Genomic DNA, 15,215 nt, shown 5'->3' on the forward strand with positions numbered 1-15,215 from the left:
TATGTTAATAAGCGACTTATTTATTCATAACAAAAAGGACTTTAATGAAATTTCAAATTTTATAGAAAAAATATTTAAATTAAATAAAAGTTTACCTGAAAATGTTTTTTCTTCACAGTTTTCAAATTATAAATTTAACGAATTTGAATGGCTAATGTATGATGAATTTTGGAACTTTACAAAAAAATTAAATAATATTACAGGTGACTCTTCTATTATTATTTCTGTAATTGACCCAGATCCAATTGAATATCATTTTAAATATTTTAATTTTTTTAATACTGTTAAAATACCGATAGAATTTTCTGCTGAGGATTATCAAAGTGTGCTTGATTTCCATTTACCAGGTAGTAAAGCAGATGCGATAATATATAATTCTAATGTCATTGCTATTTTTCCTATTTCAAAAAAATGGGCTATATGGGCTGATAGAAGCTATGGTATTATGGTACTAGGTTATAACCTCGATGAAATAGACAAGGACTCTAATAAACTTTTTGAACAATGGGTATCTACTGTAGATATTGATATTATTACAGATTGGGTAAGTTATAATTTTGAAAATGAGAATGAAATTAAAAACTTTACCAATACGTTATACTTAAATTATAAATATAATGATAATGAAATGTAAAATACTTCATTGATGGAACGAGTAACACAGAGGATATCTCTTCATGTTACTCGTTTTTTACCTCCACTTATTTCTTAAATTTCATTTCATTTTTCTGCCTCATTCGTTTGCATTGTTTCTGCAACTTCTCAAACTTTTGTTGATAGCACAGAAACATACGATCGTTATGACGGGACAAGTAATCACGTAATATTCGAGGAAGATGCAAGTGGCAAGATAACAAAATCCTACACATATGACGATAACGGGCATCCTCTAACAATGACGTACGATAGTGTAACTTACTACTATCTAACAAACTACCGAGGGGACGTGCTCGCCTTAACAGATGAAAGCGGGACAATCGTCGCTGAGTACACATATGATGCATGGGGCAATATTTTAACGCAAGAAGATTTAGATGAGAAAGCTAAAGTAAATCTAGCAGAGGAAAATCCCTACCGCTACGCTGGCTATCGATATGACGAGGAAACGAAGCTTTATTATTTAATGGCGCGATATTACAACCCGGATACAGGGGTGTTTCTATCACTAGATCCTGTACGGGGGGATACAATGAATCCGATTACGCTGAATGGGTATAATTATGCGAAGAATAACCCGGTGATGTTTGTGGATCCGGATGGGGAATGGGCTCAGATTCTAATTGGTGGAGCAATAGGATCTATTTTAGAGATTATAGGATATTATGCCGGTTTGATAGCTAAGTATGGGAAGAAAAAATATAAATCGTATGTTAATAAGAAGACTGTTGCTTTAAAAACTGTGAAAGGCTTTGCACTTGGTATGATCGGAATAGGTCTTCCTAATCATTTAATGAAATTGGCCGGTGTTAAATCAAAGATTACATCAAGTTTTTTTGCTGGGCATTTTGCGGGGATCACATATTTATTAGGGAATATTAAAGGTCTAAATAAATTAAGTGTTAAGGGTTTTACTGAAAATCAAATCTTAGCGATAGTTAGACCCGAATCAAATGCCATTTGGTATATGGTGAAATCGGAAGTTAATAAATTATATAGAAAATATAAATAAAAGTGAGTGAAATGATGAACGAATTTACCTATACAACATTGTTCTTAATATTAGGGACTCTTGTTACTTTATACATTCTAATTTATATGATTAGAAAGAAAAGAGAACATGAAGATTTTGCAATTTCTGTAACTATATTAGGTGCATTATTTGTTGCATTGTCATACGCAAGTTATTATTCAATACTAGATACAATTGATTTAAATAAAGAAAATATAGCTACTATAAACGGAACTTGTGAAATTGTATTTTTAGAAAATATTGGTGGGAGGTTTGGCGAATATAACCTAATTCAAGTAAACGTAGATAACATCTCAGTAGAAGCAGAAATGGGGAAATTTCCGGAATTAGAAGAAGGCATTTTTCAATGTGAGATTAATTATTTAGAAAATACTCAGACTTTACTGAATATAAATTTAAAATAAAAAGCATGTTAGTGTCCTGTGGTTTTCTGCACCGGGTGCACGAACAATAGTATTGTAAAGAAATCCGGTAAAGGTGATCGACGTATATTTTCTTTTGAGTATGCGAATGTGACATTTATGAATGGTAAAAAGTGGCCTGCACCAGGTGCACAAGCAATTAAGAAAATATGATTTATATGAAAATTTTAATCGTTATATTATCAATAGTTTGGTTCTATAATATGTTTTCACTTTATAGAAAAAATAACGTTTATGAAAAAAAGAGAGATTATGAAAAAAACGAAAATGATGTGCAAGTATTGATTAAAATAAATAAACTATCAATGATAATAATGTTAGTCATTATCCTAATAGGATTGATTATAAAGTTTAATAAATAAACGGGAACAAAAGATAATCCTCTTTAGCTGAGGCTATTTCTTAGTGACCTGTACCGGGTACACAAACAATTCACTACAATTATTATAAATACAATGATGTTAGTGAAAGGGAAGTCCTATGTAAGTGAAAATCTTGCGTAGGATTTTTTTTGCAATGAATACGGTTCTATTTATCTATTTGTTTCCACGATTCTTACGCAAAGGTTGTCGAACAGGTATTGTACATGGATAACATTTACATACTCGACCACTCTTTAAACGTTACTGGGTTAATGGCGTCGAGTATAACCTTGCAAGTTAAAATAATAAAGTTCAGATAAATACGGATTTTATGAACTACCGAAATGGCTTTAAATCAACGTTTAGAGCTGTTTCGGTAGTTTTTTGCACTTTTTGAGGATGTTAATGAACTATGATGTATTATTTTACAGAGGTGAGAAGATAAGTTGAAAAAGGGCAGGTTTTCAAATGGAAAAGTCTCTATGTTTAAACATAGAAATATCTTCTTCTTGATATACTAGATCTTGTTTATCAGTTTTATTAAAAGAAAGACTAAAATAGATTATCCCAATGATCACAGCAAATATTATTAAATATAACCAATTTATACGTTTCATTTTTACACCCCTAATTTAAATAAAATGAGAATTCACCCAATATCCCTCTATTTAAAATTTATTATAAATAAATAATAGCACACCTTTTATAAAACCATATAAAATTTGTAAAATTATGTATTTTTTACTATTTTGTATTTATTACATTAATATATAAAAGACACCATTAAGTTCAACGGGATTTCATTGACTGATTTGTTTTTCAACACTGTAAAAGGCTATCAAGTGAGTAACTTGATAGCCTTTTTTCATTAATCTTTAACAGTCAGCTTTAATTCTTTTCCTGATGCCACTTGTTCTATTAGAGAAAAGTCATTTTATTATTGGTTCGTGCAGAACGAATAATTTCCCCAATCGTTAACCTATTTTGTTAGTTCCTAAATCAACAAATTAATTAAGTTATTTTACTTCCCCCTAATAATTGGCCATCTAAATCGACACTGTTTTTACTAATCGCTATTTAAAATTCTTCAATAAATCATCAAATTTCGTAGAGAATATTTCTACATCATCATTAAAACTATGTTATTCTTCTATTTTCACTGTATTTAAAGACAAAGTATGTTCACTCTGATTAAAATTGTGGTCTTTTATCCAGCCGTAGCATCCATTACCCGTTCTGCACACATTTTCATCCTCTGTGGTTGTAGCGCTATTTTTTTGCGCTACATGGATGGCTAACGGGGGCTTTAATTGAATATTCGGTTTTCGAAATGACGAGAAGCCCTATACAGTTATGAAAAATAGGGGCTTTAATTTTCTATAAGAAACATCATTTATAGCTGTGTTTTAATCAAACTTTATTCCAAGTCAACAATAGTTATTGTAAAAAATGTTAGATTACCATAAAATTAGGGCGATATGAAATTAGGCAATAAAGGTCCAAGTAGAAGAATAGGGGGCGATATTATGACCGAGAAAATCCAAGAAAACCTCGTCCTATTTGTTGACCGTATTTCAAAATTAGGCATTAAACTGGATAGGGCAAGTTATTCTTCTGGGGGAAAAGACGCTATCGAAGGATTCCAATTTCAGTTTATTCGCAGTAAAACCACAGGAATTATGGAGAAGGAACCATATAACGAGTTTTATGTTTACTTATTGAAAGTAATGTATACCTTTGTTCCATATGACGACGATTTTGAAGATAGTATTCGAAACCTAAGATTTAAAAAAATCCTTAAAAAGGAAGAAGAAAATCGAGTTATTCATGTGCATTATACGGACAAAAATAGAGACGAAGTGTTACCAACTTCATGGATAGAAACATTAGAAGACGGTTATTGGCAATACGATATTACACAGGAAGAATTTGAAACTTTATTGAATGAGGATAAGACACCGTTAGAAAAATATTTAAGCTATGGGATTTAGAATGCTTAATTTTTATTGCAACTACACAGTATAGTCTGTTAAAATCAATACATTAAGTTTTTTATTTTCTATTTTCTACTTGTAGACACACCGTTGTCCTTTTTCTTCGATTAACGGATTGTGTCATACGCTAACCATACATAACTCACACAGCCTCCGGGTTGATAACAATTAAAAATGTAAATGAACCTACACTATTTGTAGCTATTTTACACTTTTAACAATTATCAATTTCCGGGGGCTTTTTTTGTTTTGGTCCGAAATGGAAATTTAAAAAACTTCTTTTTATCACTATACATTAATGAACTTAAAGGAGTTAAACGTAAGCCCGAAATATAAAAAAAATAGCGCACCTTCACGGTACGCACGACGATCGGCCAGCTATCTGAAATTTTTTTCAGATAGCTGGCTATTTTGCACATGTGGCTTGAATATTTTCCGACCAAGGCATGTAATTATGTAAAATCTCTGGTTGCTGATGAAACGGGACATTAGGTAATTCCGTCATCAGCTTTACCAGATACTGATAAAAATCAATTCCGTTTGCTTTGGCTGTTTCGGCCAAACTTAAACAAATGGCATTCGCTTTCGCACCTGCTTCACTCACAGAGAAAAGCCAGTTTTTGCGACCAATGACATTTGGACGAATCGCATTTTCAGCGGGATTATTATCAATAGCAACGTCCCCATTTTCAAGGAAAACTTTTAACTCAGATGAACGGCTTAATGTATATTCAGCTGCTTTCGCAATAGCATTTTTGCCGAAGAAAGGCGAACGATCAATCCAATCGAAAAATTCATCGACAATCGGTTTTGCTTCTTGTTGACGAGCTTTCACGCGCTCTTCCGCTGAAAGATGTTTGATTTGACGCTCGATATGAAACAACCGATCGCAATATTGCACGCCTATTCGGCCATTCTTACTATCGGCTTTTAGCCAATAACGGCGTACATGCGCCCAACAGTTGGCGAATTGAACGTGCGGTAATTGACCATAAGCTGAATACCCATCACAGATGACAGTGCCTTTGAATCCCTTAATTAAATCTTCTAATATAGCTCGCCCTCGAGAAAGAGCACTCTTAAATAAAACGATAATAGGGCCTTCACTTTGTACACTGCGACATACCCAATTAAAAGCGTTTGATTGAGCTGGCTTTCCATCAGAACGCTTGATTATTTGTGCATAGGTTTCGTCGATATGCAGTACAGACTTTGCCGTTAATAGCTGCTTCATCAAATCATAAAGTGGTTGAAGCCAATCTTCTGCCACACGTATTACCCAATTGGAAAGATTTTTATCGTTTGTATGTAGGCCATGGCGTTCCCATTCATTTACCTGACGGTAAAGAGGCAAGTACTGAATAAACTTATCGTAGATAAGCTTGGCCAAAACAGTTGGGCCAGCAATGCTTCTTTGGATAGCACCTTGTGGTGCTTTACCACGTTTAATTTGAGCTTTTCGTAGGGCATCGTTTTTACACAATTTACACTCATACACATGTTCAAAATGCTGCACGCGCTTCAGGGAAGCTGGAATGAATTTCGCCTCTTCACGTATCAACGTAGAACTGAATTCTACCATTTCCCCCTGACAACACTCACAAGCTAAGTTGGCTGGGTGATGATGAATTTCTTCAATTTCAATATCCTCACGAAACGAATCATTTCGTTTTTTATTTGTCTTTTTACGAGTAACCGTATAACTAACCGTATCGGTGCTTTGTTCTTCTGTCTGCTCAGGTTCATTAAAAGACGGATCGTCTTCAAATAAAGAGACTTGTCCATCAGGAGCTTGATACTTGGCTTTCTCCGATTTAGAGCCATATAACGCTTTTGTTAATTGGCGAACTTGCTCTGTTAAGGCTTCTATTTGTCGATTTGACTGAGCTAGTTGTTGCTCAAGTAATCGAATAATACGTTCGTTTTGTTCTTCTTGCTTTTGATTAACAGGCATCAAATCGTTCACCACATTCCGTCCAATTTTATATATGGGTAATTATACCACTATTGATGATGTAGTTAAAAGACACCTTTTGCAGATTTCGCAATGGCCTTCGGCTGTTGTAAAGATAATCCTTCTAATAACCAGCGCAGTTCCTGTTGTGAAAGGCTTCGCACCTCATTTTCATCTTTTGGCCATTGAAGCTTACCATTATCCAATCGTTTGTAAAGCATGGCAAAGCCATCTCCATCAAAATACAAACATTTATAGCGGTCCTTACTCCATCCTGAAAAGAGAAAAATAGAATCGCTATACGGATCTAATTCGAAAGAATCTTGAACCAGCGTTGCGAGACCATCGATGCCTTTGCGCATATCGGTCTTCCCGCAAATAATATAGATGTTTTGTACGCTCGTAAAATCACGCTTCATCGATTTTTCAGCTCCTTCATAATAGTTTGGATGATGCGTTCATCTACGCCATTGAAGAAAGCTATTTCAGCTACAGCGGTTTTAATCACACAACCTGGTGCAGCATTGTATTGAGAAGAATGAAACGAAGAAGCTTCAGTTGGAAGAGGATCAAGTTTGACGGGAACAATGGTCAATTTGTTTGCGGGCATAAGAATGGCACCTCCTTTGATTGATACGTCTATCGTACCGGAGGTGCCTAGCGCTTTATATGCGTTATTTGATTACGGGCTTACAGTTAAACAACATGAATGAATTAAGAATTAACGCAGAACTGACAATGTGCGTAAACCACGAATTTCAGCAATTAGTTACTGAACTGAGAAGTCAACATTTCGTACTAGATCGCTCAGGCTATTTAGTCTACCACAGTCCATTTATGAATTCTGGAGAATCAAACGCTTTGACATTTAAATTTAAGCCGAAAATTGCAGGCTCAACCATTTATTCTGTCATATTTGAAGAGCAATTACGGTAACAAATCCGCAGGTGATATACTGGTACTCGTAGTAATTAGATAAGGAGTAAAACCATGAATGAATTTAATAATACATTAAAATATGTAAATGAAATACTTTATGAACCTAATCATTTAACTATAAAAAACATCCGAGAGGAAACTCAAAACTCTGATTACGGGGGCTGGAATATTTCAGTTGAATTCTAAATCAGTTAGATTTAGAACTGCAAAAATAACACCTACCAAGGTAGGACCATTTGTTTCCTTTTGGGAAAAGGATGAAGCTAATAAAAACCAAGCATTCTCATATGATCATACCACTGATTTACTTGTAATAAACACTTTTAATAATAAAGGTGATTTTGGCCAATTTGTTTTTCCAAAAGAAGTTCTATTAAAACAAAACATCCTTAAAACTGCTTATTCAAAAGGGAAAATGGCTATTAGAGTTTATCCTAGTTGGGATACTCCCAGCAGCAAACAAGCAATAGCAACTAAAAAGTGGCAATCACCATATTTTGTTAAGATAGACGCTACTACTAGTTTATCAAAACATGAGCTATTAAAATTATACTCCTTCTAAATTAGATATCTTTAACTGTGTCATTCAAATATTTACTGTACACTTCGAGTGCATATACAGCAGCTTTTTCAACAATCGGACGCTATCCTTGAATAAAGGAATTCTCTTTTTTTTTGCGTTAGAGGGCCATTTTAGGGAGTAACACTCAAGAATAAATTGGAAATTTATGTTAAAATTTAATTGAGATTATGCAGTAATGTACTTTAACTATCGGGCGACATTGTTTAATAATGAGGAGCAGATGAAAAGGATTGTTCTTATAAGTTCAGGTGGGTCAGGGAAATCCACACTAGCAAGGCAATTAGGTGAAAAACTCAAAATAGATGTTTATCATCTAGGTTTGATTTAGACTTTTTTAAATGGATTTGGAATTATCCCAAAACTAAAAAACCAGAAATTTTAGCGGCTCCACCAAGTCTAAAGATAAACAAGTTATTATTTTAAAATCACCAAAGGAAGCTCAACAATTATAAGAAAAAGTACAATGATTTTTTCTCCTTTTTATTTAACTTACGGGGTCTTTAGTTCAATTACGATATTCAATAATCGGGGCGCGATTCTATAATAAGGATCTGCGCTTATTTCATTGCCACTCTACAAATATTTATATAAAAATGAGTCTAGGCGTAATTTACATTTGATCAGGAGGGGATTCCATGGACATATTATCATTTATATTTTTAGGTTTTTTACTTTATATTGTAGTATTTTTAGCAGTAAAGCATGGTATTATATTCGGAACTTGGTCTTTTAATGAAGAAGAAATACAATATTGAAGAAAAATCAACTAAATTGAGTAATGAAGATATCGAAAAAATATTAGAAAAAGAAAATAATCAACAAAACTAGAATCACAGAAATAATCACACTTTTTTATGAAAACTAGATTAAAGCTACTAGACTAGTTAAGAATCAATTTTGAAAAATCTTTTTTCAAAATTGATTTTTTATTTATCGCGAAATACAGGTTTGAGAGGTACTTTTAATCAAATAGTATTTCAAAGCCACACTTATAATAATCTGGTTAAAGTTCATTTTTTTATTGCGGAATTTTCTGAAATAAAAGATAATATTTCAGAAAAGCAAAGGAGCATGTAAATGATGAATTCAATTGTACAATCTCAATCTCAGCCTATTAAAGAAGGACAGACAACAAGAACGACCACACATTTATTAGTTAAATGCCCGGATCAGCCTGGTATTGTATCAAAATTATCGACATTTTTATTCGAGCATAATGCCAATATTGTGGAATCAAGTCAATATTCTACGGATCCAGAAGGTGGGATCTTTTTTATTCGCATCGCCTATAATTGTGAAAATTCGGCAGAAAAAATAAAACAAATGGAAAAGGATTTTGCTGAAATTGCACAACAGTATAACATGACCTATCGTTTCCATTATCCAAGTATTCGTCAGCGTTCAGCTATTTTTGTTTCGAGTGATTTAAACTGTTTAATGGAGCTTTTATGGGAATGGCAAAACGGGGATTTACAGATGGATATTGCAGTAATTATTAGCAATTATGAGTTTGCTCGACCTATCGCAGAAGCCCATGGTATACCGTTTTATTATATTCCTGCGAATAAAGATATACGTTTACAAGTAGAGGCAAAGCAAATTAAATTAATGCATGAATATAACATTGATTTATTAATTTTAGCTCGTTATATGCAAATATTAACACCGAACTTTGTAAGTCATTTTGAAAATCAAATTATTAACATCCACCATTCGTTTCTACCTGCATTTATTGGAGCAGATCCATATAGTCGTGCGCATCAACGCGGGGTAAAATTAATTGGTGCTACAAGCCACTATGTAACAAATGAACTTGATGAAGGGCCGATTATTGAGCAGGATGTTGAACGGGTAGATCATCGAGATGATATTTCTACGCTAAAAAAAATTGGCGGAAAAATTGAGCGTCGCGTCTTAGCAAGAGCAGTACGTTGGCATTTAGAAAACCGAATTATCGTAGAAGGTAATAAGACAATTGTCTTTCAATGAAAAATAAAGTGAATAAAAAGGTAGTGTCATTTGAAGAATCAATATGACACTACCTAACAGGCTTACTTTTTTATAAAATGTTAGATTCAATTATTATTTTTTAAGTTGTTCATCAAAATAATTGAGTAGGCCTTGATATATACCGAGTGTCGCTTGCTCACGGTAGTAATCGGTTGTAATGGCACGTTCCTCAGAAGCATTACTTAAATAGCCAAGCTCAAGTAATACGGCATTTTGACGATTTTCACGTAATACTAAATAATCGCCAAATCGTGCACCACGGTCTTTTAAATTCACCTTTGATGCAATACCTGCATGAACATATTCAGCAAGTTCCTGCTGATAGCTATTTGTAAAATATGTTGTGAAGCCATTAACTGAGCTATCTTCGATTGCATCGTAATGAATGCTAATAAATGCATCGGCGCCATGCTGATGTGAAATTGCGACGCGTTTTCGTAAATCGACAAACACATCGGATTCACGAGTCATCACGACATTTGCACCAGCAGCTTGCAATTTAGATTTTAATAATTCCGTAGTAATAATATTAATATCCTTTTCGTCTGTTCCTCGAACGCCTGTTGTCCCTCGGTCATTGCCGCCATGTCCAGCGTCAAGCACGATTGTTACACCTTTTAATGTACCTTTTTTCCGTGAAGCGACAACCTTATCCTCCTTAACTGTTTGTGAGCTATTATTTTCTGTCACAACCCAATTCGCAACATAAGCCGTTTCGTTATTATTTACCGCAACTTTAAACCATTCACCTTCCGCTTCAAGGATTGGATAGCTTTGTCCAGCATCCGCACGTGTTACGACATTCGATGCCGTTGAAGGGTCTTCACGTAAGTTTGTGCCGTTGTAAATAATCGTTACCGTTCCACTATTGTTCGAAGAGGCATCTGTATTTTTGTCTTCTCCTTGTTTTGTAAAGGTACCATAAAAGCTATAAATCCATCCTTTTTTACCCTTTTCTAATTCGATTTCAACCCAGTTATGATTACGGCTAATAACATCGAATTGCTGCCCCTTTGTTGCAACACCAATTTTTTTGGCCGTTAAATCTGCTTTTTTACGAATGTTCACGGCATTGACATTAACAGTAAAGATATTCGGATCATTTTCTGCCTGAATAACAGCTTGGTCCTTTTGATTTTCTTCTTTAGGTGTAGTAGGCGTTTGCAATTTTGTTTCTTCTCTAATCGTCACGTAATTAGAAAAAACCCAGCCGGTTGCCCCTTGATAGTTAATTTGAATCCAATCCTGCTCTTGGCGAATAAATTGGGCTTCACTACCAGAAGGGATTTTTGTTAAAATACCAGCTGATAATGATGGCTCAGCACGCAAGTTTAGCGTATCTACCTGAGAAATTACTGTTTTTTCCGTAGAAGCGGCAGCTTTCTTTTCAGAAGTTTTGACTAACCAGGCAGCCACCCATCCTTCAAGCTCACCAACACGAACTTGATGCCAATCTCCTTCTTTATGTATCGATGTTATAGCCTGCCCATCCTTTAGTGTTTCAAGAATTGGGTATGATAAACCAGGTCCTTCACGTAAATACAAAATTTCTGCATTTACGAATAATTCTTCTCCTTCAGCAAAAACATTTTTCGATGATGTGACAAAAGGAAAAATGGAAGCTAATAGAAGCATTACACTGAGTATGTATGACCAATTTTTAGATTGCATAGTTTCCTCCCTTATAATAAAATTTTGATTTGAATGGAAAATAAATCTATCTCTTACTATTATAAAAGTATTTATGACAAAAAATATAGCGTTTTTTTTAAAATGGTTGACAACTGACCAGGACCAATTTAAGATTAGTGTTAATTTAACACAAGTAACATTGCCATTGACCAAATAAGTAGCGGTTGCTAAGGCTGACAAGAGAGGGAAAGACATAGGCTGAAATCTTTCCTACAGTACGTAATACGTGAACAACACTTGAGAGGCGTTTCCTCGAAAATTTTCGACAAAGTTAGTAGGGGAAGACGGAATCGGCCGTTATCCGAGTACGAGAGGATATACATTACGTATATCAATTAGGGTGGAACCGCGGAAGAATTGACAAGCTTTCGTCCCTTGCATTTATTTGCAAGGGACGAAAGCTTTTTTATTGTCTAACTATTGAAAGGAGTGCTTTTTATGAATTTTAAAGTACCTAGAGGAACACAAGACATTTTACCGGGACAAACGGAAAAATGGCAGCATGTAGAACAAATTATTCGCAATTTATGCAATAACTATCGTTATAAAGAAATTCGTACACCCATGTTTGAATCAACAGAATTATTCCAACGAAGTGTGGGTGAAACAACGGACGTCGTACAAAAGGAAATGTATACGTTTGAAGATCGTGGTGGACGTTCATTAACGTTACGCCCAGAAGGTACAGCCTCAGCAGTTCGTTCATACGTAGAGCACAAAATGTTCGGCCAGGTCGATCAACCAGTGAAGCTTTATTACACTGGTCCAATGTTCCGCTATGAACGTCAACAAGCAGGTCGTTACCGTCAATTCGTACAATTCGGTGTTGAGGCAATTGGTTCGGCGGATCCAGCAATCGATGCAGAAGTTATTGCATTAGCAATGGACGTGTACGGCTCAGTCGGCTTAAAGGATTTAAAATTAGTAATTAATTCATTAGGTGACAAAGAAACGCGTGATGCACACCGCACAGCATTAATTAATCACTTCGAACCATCTATTGGCGAGTTTTGTTCAGATTGTCAAAAGCGTTTAGCAAAAAATCCGCTTCGCATTTTAGACTGTAAAGTAGACCGTGAGCATCCATTAATGTCATCTGCTCCAGCGTTAACGGATTACTTAACAGAAGACTCTGCAACGTACTTTGCAAAGGTGAAAAATTACTTAGATGTGTTAGGTATTTCTTATGAGGTTGATCCAAATTTAGTGCGCGGGTTAGATTATTACAATCACACTGCGTTCGAAATTATGTCAACTTCATCAGGATTTGGTGCTATTACAACGCTTTGTGGCGGTGGTCGGTACAACGGGCTTGTTGAAGAAGTTGGTGGTCCAGATATGCCAGGGATTGGCTTTGCGTTATCAATCGAGCGTTTATTATTAGCACTTGAAGCAGAAGGCGTTACATTAAATATCCAAGATGGTTTAGACATGTATGTTGTTGCAATGGGTGACGAAGCAAAAGTAAAGGCAGTTGAGTTAGTAAGCTCATTCCGTGCGAAGGGAATTTCTGCGGAGATGGATTATTTAGACCGCAAAATGAAAGCGCAAATGAAGGCTGCTGACCGTGCCAATGCGAAATTTGTCATTGTGCTAGGTGAGACAGAGTTAGAAGAGCAAGTAGTGAATGTAAAAACGATGGAAACAGGCGATCAAAACAAAGTAGAATTTGGTCACTTAGTTCAATTCGTATTAGAAAACAAATAGTTTTGGAGGAATAGAAATGGCACAAAGAACACATGCGTGTGGCTTAGTAACGGCTGCACATGAAGGGCAAGAAGTAGTATTAAAAGGATGGGTGCAAAAACGCCGTGATTTAGGTGGATTAATTTTCGTTGATATGCGTGACCGTGAAGGCATCGTACAAGTAGTATTTGGTGACCATGCTAAAGACGCGTTACAAGTGGCTGAAAAAATTCGAAATGAGTATGTAATTGAGGTAACTGGTAAAGTTGTTTTACGTGATCCATCTCAAATTAATAATAATATTAATTCTGGTGAAATTGAAATTGCTGCTTCTTCATTAACAATTATTAACGAAGCGAAAAACCCTCCATTCGCCATTGATAACAACGTAGAAGTGTCAGAAGAGCTACGTTTAAAATATCGTTATTTAGATTTACGTCGTCCAGTAATGTATGACACTTTTAAATTACGTTCTGATGTAACACGTACAATCCGTAACTTTTTACAAAATGAAGGGTTCTTAGAAGTAGAAACACCGATTTTAACAAAATCAACTCCAGAAGGTGCACGTGACTATTTAGTTCCTTCTCGAGTACATGATGGTGAATTTTATGCGTTACCACAATCACCACAATTATTTAAGCAATTATTAATGGTAGGTGGCTTTGAGAAGTATTTCCAAATCGCTCGATGCTTCCGTGATGAAGATTTACGTGCAGACCGTCAGCCAGAATTCACACAAGTAGATATCGAGACGTCATTCTTATCAATGGATGAAATTATTGAAATGAATGAGCGCTTATTAGTGCAAGTTATGAAAGATGTAAAAGGCATCGACGTTGTAGCGCCATTCCCACGTATGAGCTATAAAGAGGCGATGGATCGTTTCGGTTCTGATAAGCCAGACGTACGCTTCGGCTTAGAATTAAAGCAGCTTTCTGACATTGTAAAAGATTCTGCATTTGGTGTTTTTGCTAATGCTGTAGCCAACGGTGGCGAAGTAAAGGCAATTAACGTTAAGCAAGCAGCTGCAAACTACTCTCGTAAAGACATTGATGCATTAGGAGAGTATGCAGGGCGTTATGGCGCAAAAGGCTTAGCTTGGTTAAAAGTAACAGAAGAAGGCTTAAATGGACCAATTGCAAAATTCTTCGAAGGGGAAGCAGCAAACGGAATTATCGAGGCGACTGAAGCAACGGCGGGTGACTTATTATTATTCGTAGCAGACAAATCTTCTGTTGTGGCAGATGCACTAGGGGCATTACGTTTAAAACTTGGAAAAGAGCTAGGCTTAATTGATGAATCTCAATTTGCGTTCTTATGGATTGTTGACTGGCCATTATTCGAATACGATGAAGCAGAGGGGCGCTATTATGCAGCGCATCACCCATTCACACGTCCTTTCGATGAAGATTTAGAGTTAATGAATACAAATCCAAAAGAAGTTCGTGCGCAAGCTTATGACATCGTATTAAACGGCTACGAGCTTGGTGGCGGTTCATTACGTATTTACGAGCCAGAACTACAAGCAAAAATGTTTGAATTACTAGGCTTTACTGAAGAAGAAGCACGTGCTCAGTTTGGCTTCTTACTGGAAGCATTCGACTATGGTGTTCCTCCACACGGTGGTTTAGCAATGGGACTTGACCGTTTAGTCATGTTACTAGCTGGTCGTACAAATTTACGTGATACAATCGCATTCCCGAAAACAGCAACAGCAAGCTGCTTATTGACAGCTGCACCATCTGCTGTTTCAGACGCACAATTAGAAGAATTAAGCTTAAAAGTGACAGCGACAAAAGAATAGTAATAAAGTGAGAAGACGCTAATTCCATCTGGATTTAGCGTTTTCCTATTTTTGTAACTAAAATAGTACAATAATA

Annotated in this window: 11 protein-coding genes, 3 pseudogenes and 1 other annotated feature; of the genes and pseudogenes, 10 read left to right on the top strand and 4 right to left on the bottom strand. The window is 35.4% G+C overall.

Annotated elements, in window-relative coordinates; translation table 11 throughout:
• Nucleotide 1 precedes the first annotated feature (1 nt).
• The 4 genes from MKZ17_RS07380 (at nt 2) to MKZ17_RS07395 (ending at nt 4,465) form a co-directional block, all read left to right on the top strand.
• The gene (locus MKZ17_RS07380; RefSeq protein ID WP_340723105.1) at nt 2-634 is read left to right on the top strand and encodes a hypothetical protein; all 633 of its coding nucleotides are present in this window, start codon (nt 2-4) and stop codon (nt 632-634) included.
• Between the two features lie 261 nt (nt 635-895).
• Entirely contained in the window at nt 896-1,669 is a 774-nt protein-coding gene (locus MKZ17_RS07385; protein WP_340723106.1) for an RHS repeat domain-containing protein, read from the top strand.
• Between the two features lie 14 nt (nt 1,670-1,683).
• Nucleotides 1,684-2,094, top strand: a complete 411-nt coding sequence (locus MKZ17_RS07390) for a hypothetical protein (RefSeq protein ID WP_340723107.1) — start codon at nt 1,684-1,686, stop codon at nt 2,092-2,094.
• 1,906 nt (nt 2,095-4,000) lie between these two features.
• Nucleotides 4,001-4,465: a hypothetical protein gene (locus MKZ17_RS07395; RefSeq protein WP_340723108.1), complete on the top strand. Its 465-nt coding sequence runs from the start codon at nt 4,001-4,003 to the stop codon at nt 4,463-4,465.
• 409 nt (nt 4,466-4,874) lie between these two features.
• Here MKZ17_RS07395 and tnpC read toward each other — a convergent pair whose 3' ends face one another.
• The 3 genes from tnpC to MKZ17_RS07410 form a co-directional block, all read right to left on the bottom strand.
• Nucleotides 4,875-6,422, bottom strand: coding sequence for an IS66 family transposase (gene tnpC / locus MKZ17_RS07400; RefSeq protein ID WP_445326942.1), 1,548 nt, complete (start codon nt 6,420-6,422; stop codon nt 4,875-4,877).
• Nucleotides 6,423-6,487: 65 nt separating this feature from the next.
• Nucleotides 6,488-6,841, bottom strand: coding sequence for an IS66 family insertion sequence element accessory protein TnpB (gene tnpB, locus MKZ17_RS07405; protein WP_340722997.1), 354 nt, complete (start codon nt 6,839-6,841; stop codon nt 6,488-6,490).
• Nucleotides 6,838-7,032: a hypothetical protein gene (locus MKZ17_RS07410; protein WP_340722996.1), complete on the bottom strand. Its 195-nt coding sequence runs from the start codon at nt 7,030-7,032 to the stop codon at nt 6,838-6,840. The genes tnpB and MKZ17_RS07410 overlap by 4 nt, the downstream gene beginning before the upstream one ends.
• A gap of 59 nt (nt 7,033-7,091) precedes the next feature.
• Here MKZ17_RS07410 and MKZ17_RS07415 point away from each other — a divergent pair, with 59 nt between their 5' ends.
• The 4 genes and pseudogenes from MKZ17_RS07415 to purU form a co-directional block, all read left to right on the top strand.
• Complete coding sequence (locus tag MKZ17_RS07415; protein WP_340723109.1) at nt 7,092-7,358, top strand: hypothetical protein; 267 nt, start codon at nt 7,092-7,094, stop codon at nt 7,356-7,358.
• 54 nt (nt 7,359-7,412) lie between these two features.
• Nucleotides 7,413-7,923, top strand: a pseudogene (locus MKZ17_RS07420) (MepB family protein).
• A 241-nt stretch (nt 7,924-8,164) separates the two neighbouring features.
• A pseudogene (locus MKZ17_RS20550) lies at nt 8,165-8,260 on the top strand (topology modulation protein); the annotation flags it as partial.
• Nucleotides 8,261-9,093: 833 nt separating this feature from the next.
• A pseudogene (gene purU / locus MKZ17_RS07430) lies at nt 9,094-9,933 on the top strand (formyltetrahydrofolate deformylase); the annotation flags it as partial.
• Between the two features lie 93 nt (nt 9,934-10,026).
• Here the strand turns inward: purU and MKZ17_RS07435 are convergent.
• Nucleotides 10,027-11,625 (bottom strand): N-acetylmuramoyl-L-alanine amidase, encoded by a 1,599-nt coding sequence (locus tag MKZ17_RS07435; protein ID WP_340723110.1) that lies wholly within the window; start codon nt 11,623-11,625, stop codon nt 10,027-10,029.
• 157 nt (nt 11,626-11,782) lie between these two features.
• Nucleotides 11,783-12,025: a binding site (T-box leader), on the top strand.
• A gap of 59 nt (nt 12,026-12,084) precedes the next feature.
• Here MKZ17_RS07435 and hisS point away from each other — a divergent pair.
• Entirely contained in the window at nt 12,085-13,353 is a 1,269-nt protein-coding gene (hisS, locus tag MKZ17_RS07440; RefSeq protein ID WP_340723111.1) for a histidine--tRNA ligase, read from the top strand.
• A 16-nt stretch (nt 13,354-13,369) separates the two neighbouring features.
• Nucleotides 13,370-15,139 (top strand): aspartate--tRNA ligase, encoded by a 1,770-nt coding sequence (gene aspS, locus MKZ17_RS07445; RefSeq protein ID WP_340723112.1) that lies wholly within the window; start codon nt 13,370-13,372, stop codon nt 15,137-15,139.
• Nucleotides 15,140-15,215 lie beyond the last annotated feature (76 nt).

The organism is Solibacillus sp. FSL R7-0682 (genome assembly GCF_038005985.1).
Classification (GTDB): domain Bacteria; phylum Bacillota; class Bacilli; order Bacillales_A; family Planococcaceae; genus Solibacillus.

What these genes read in the sequence shown, in the direction of transcription:
- MKZ17_RS07415 (WP_340723109.1), top strand. Translation starts at nt 7,092, where the DNA reads ATGCGTTATTTGATTACGGGCTTACAGTTAAACAACATGAATGAATTA.
- tnpC (WP_445326942.1), bottom strand. Translation starts at nt 6,422, where the DNA reads ATGCCTGTTAATCAAAAGCAAGAAGAACAAAACGAACGTATTATTCGA.
- MKZ17_RS07435 (WP_340723110.1), bottom strand. Translation starts at nt 11,625, where the DNA reads ATGCAATCTAAAAATTGGTCATACATACTCAGTGTAATGCTTCTATTA.
- MKZ17_RS07390 (WP_340723107.1), top strand. Translation starts at nt 1,684, where the DNA reads ATGAACGAATTTACCTATACAACATTGTTCTTAATATTAGGGACTCTT.
- tnpB (WP_340722997.1), bottom strand. Translation starts at nt 6,841, where the DNA reads ATGAAGCGTGATTTTACGAGCGTACAAAACATCTATATTATTTGCGGG.
- hisS (WP_340723111.1), top strand. Translation starts at nt 12,085, where the DNA reads ATGAATTTTAAAGTACCTAGAGGAACACAAGACATTTTACCGGGACAA.
- MKZ17_RS07410 (WP_340722996.1), bottom strand. Translation starts at nt 7,032, where the DNA reads ATGCCCGCAAACAAATTGACCATTGTTCCCGTCAAACTTGATCCTCTT.
- aspS (WP_340723112.1), top strand. Translation starts at nt 13,370, where the DNA reads ATGGCACAAAGAACACATGCGTGTGGCTTAGTAACGGCTGCACATGAA.
- MKZ17_RS07395 (WP_340723108.1), top strand. Translation starts at nt 4,001, where the DNA reads ATGACCGAGAAAATCCAAGAAAACCTCGTCCTATTTGTTGACCGTATT.
- MKZ17_RS07380 (WP_340723105.1), top strand. Translation starts at nt 2, where the DNA reads ATGTTAATAAGCGACTTATTTATTCATAACAAAAAGGACTTTAATGAA.
- MKZ17_RS07385 (WP_340723106.1), top strand. Translation starts at nt 896, where the DNA reads ATGACGTACGATAGTGTAACTTACTACTATCTAACAAACTACCGAGGG.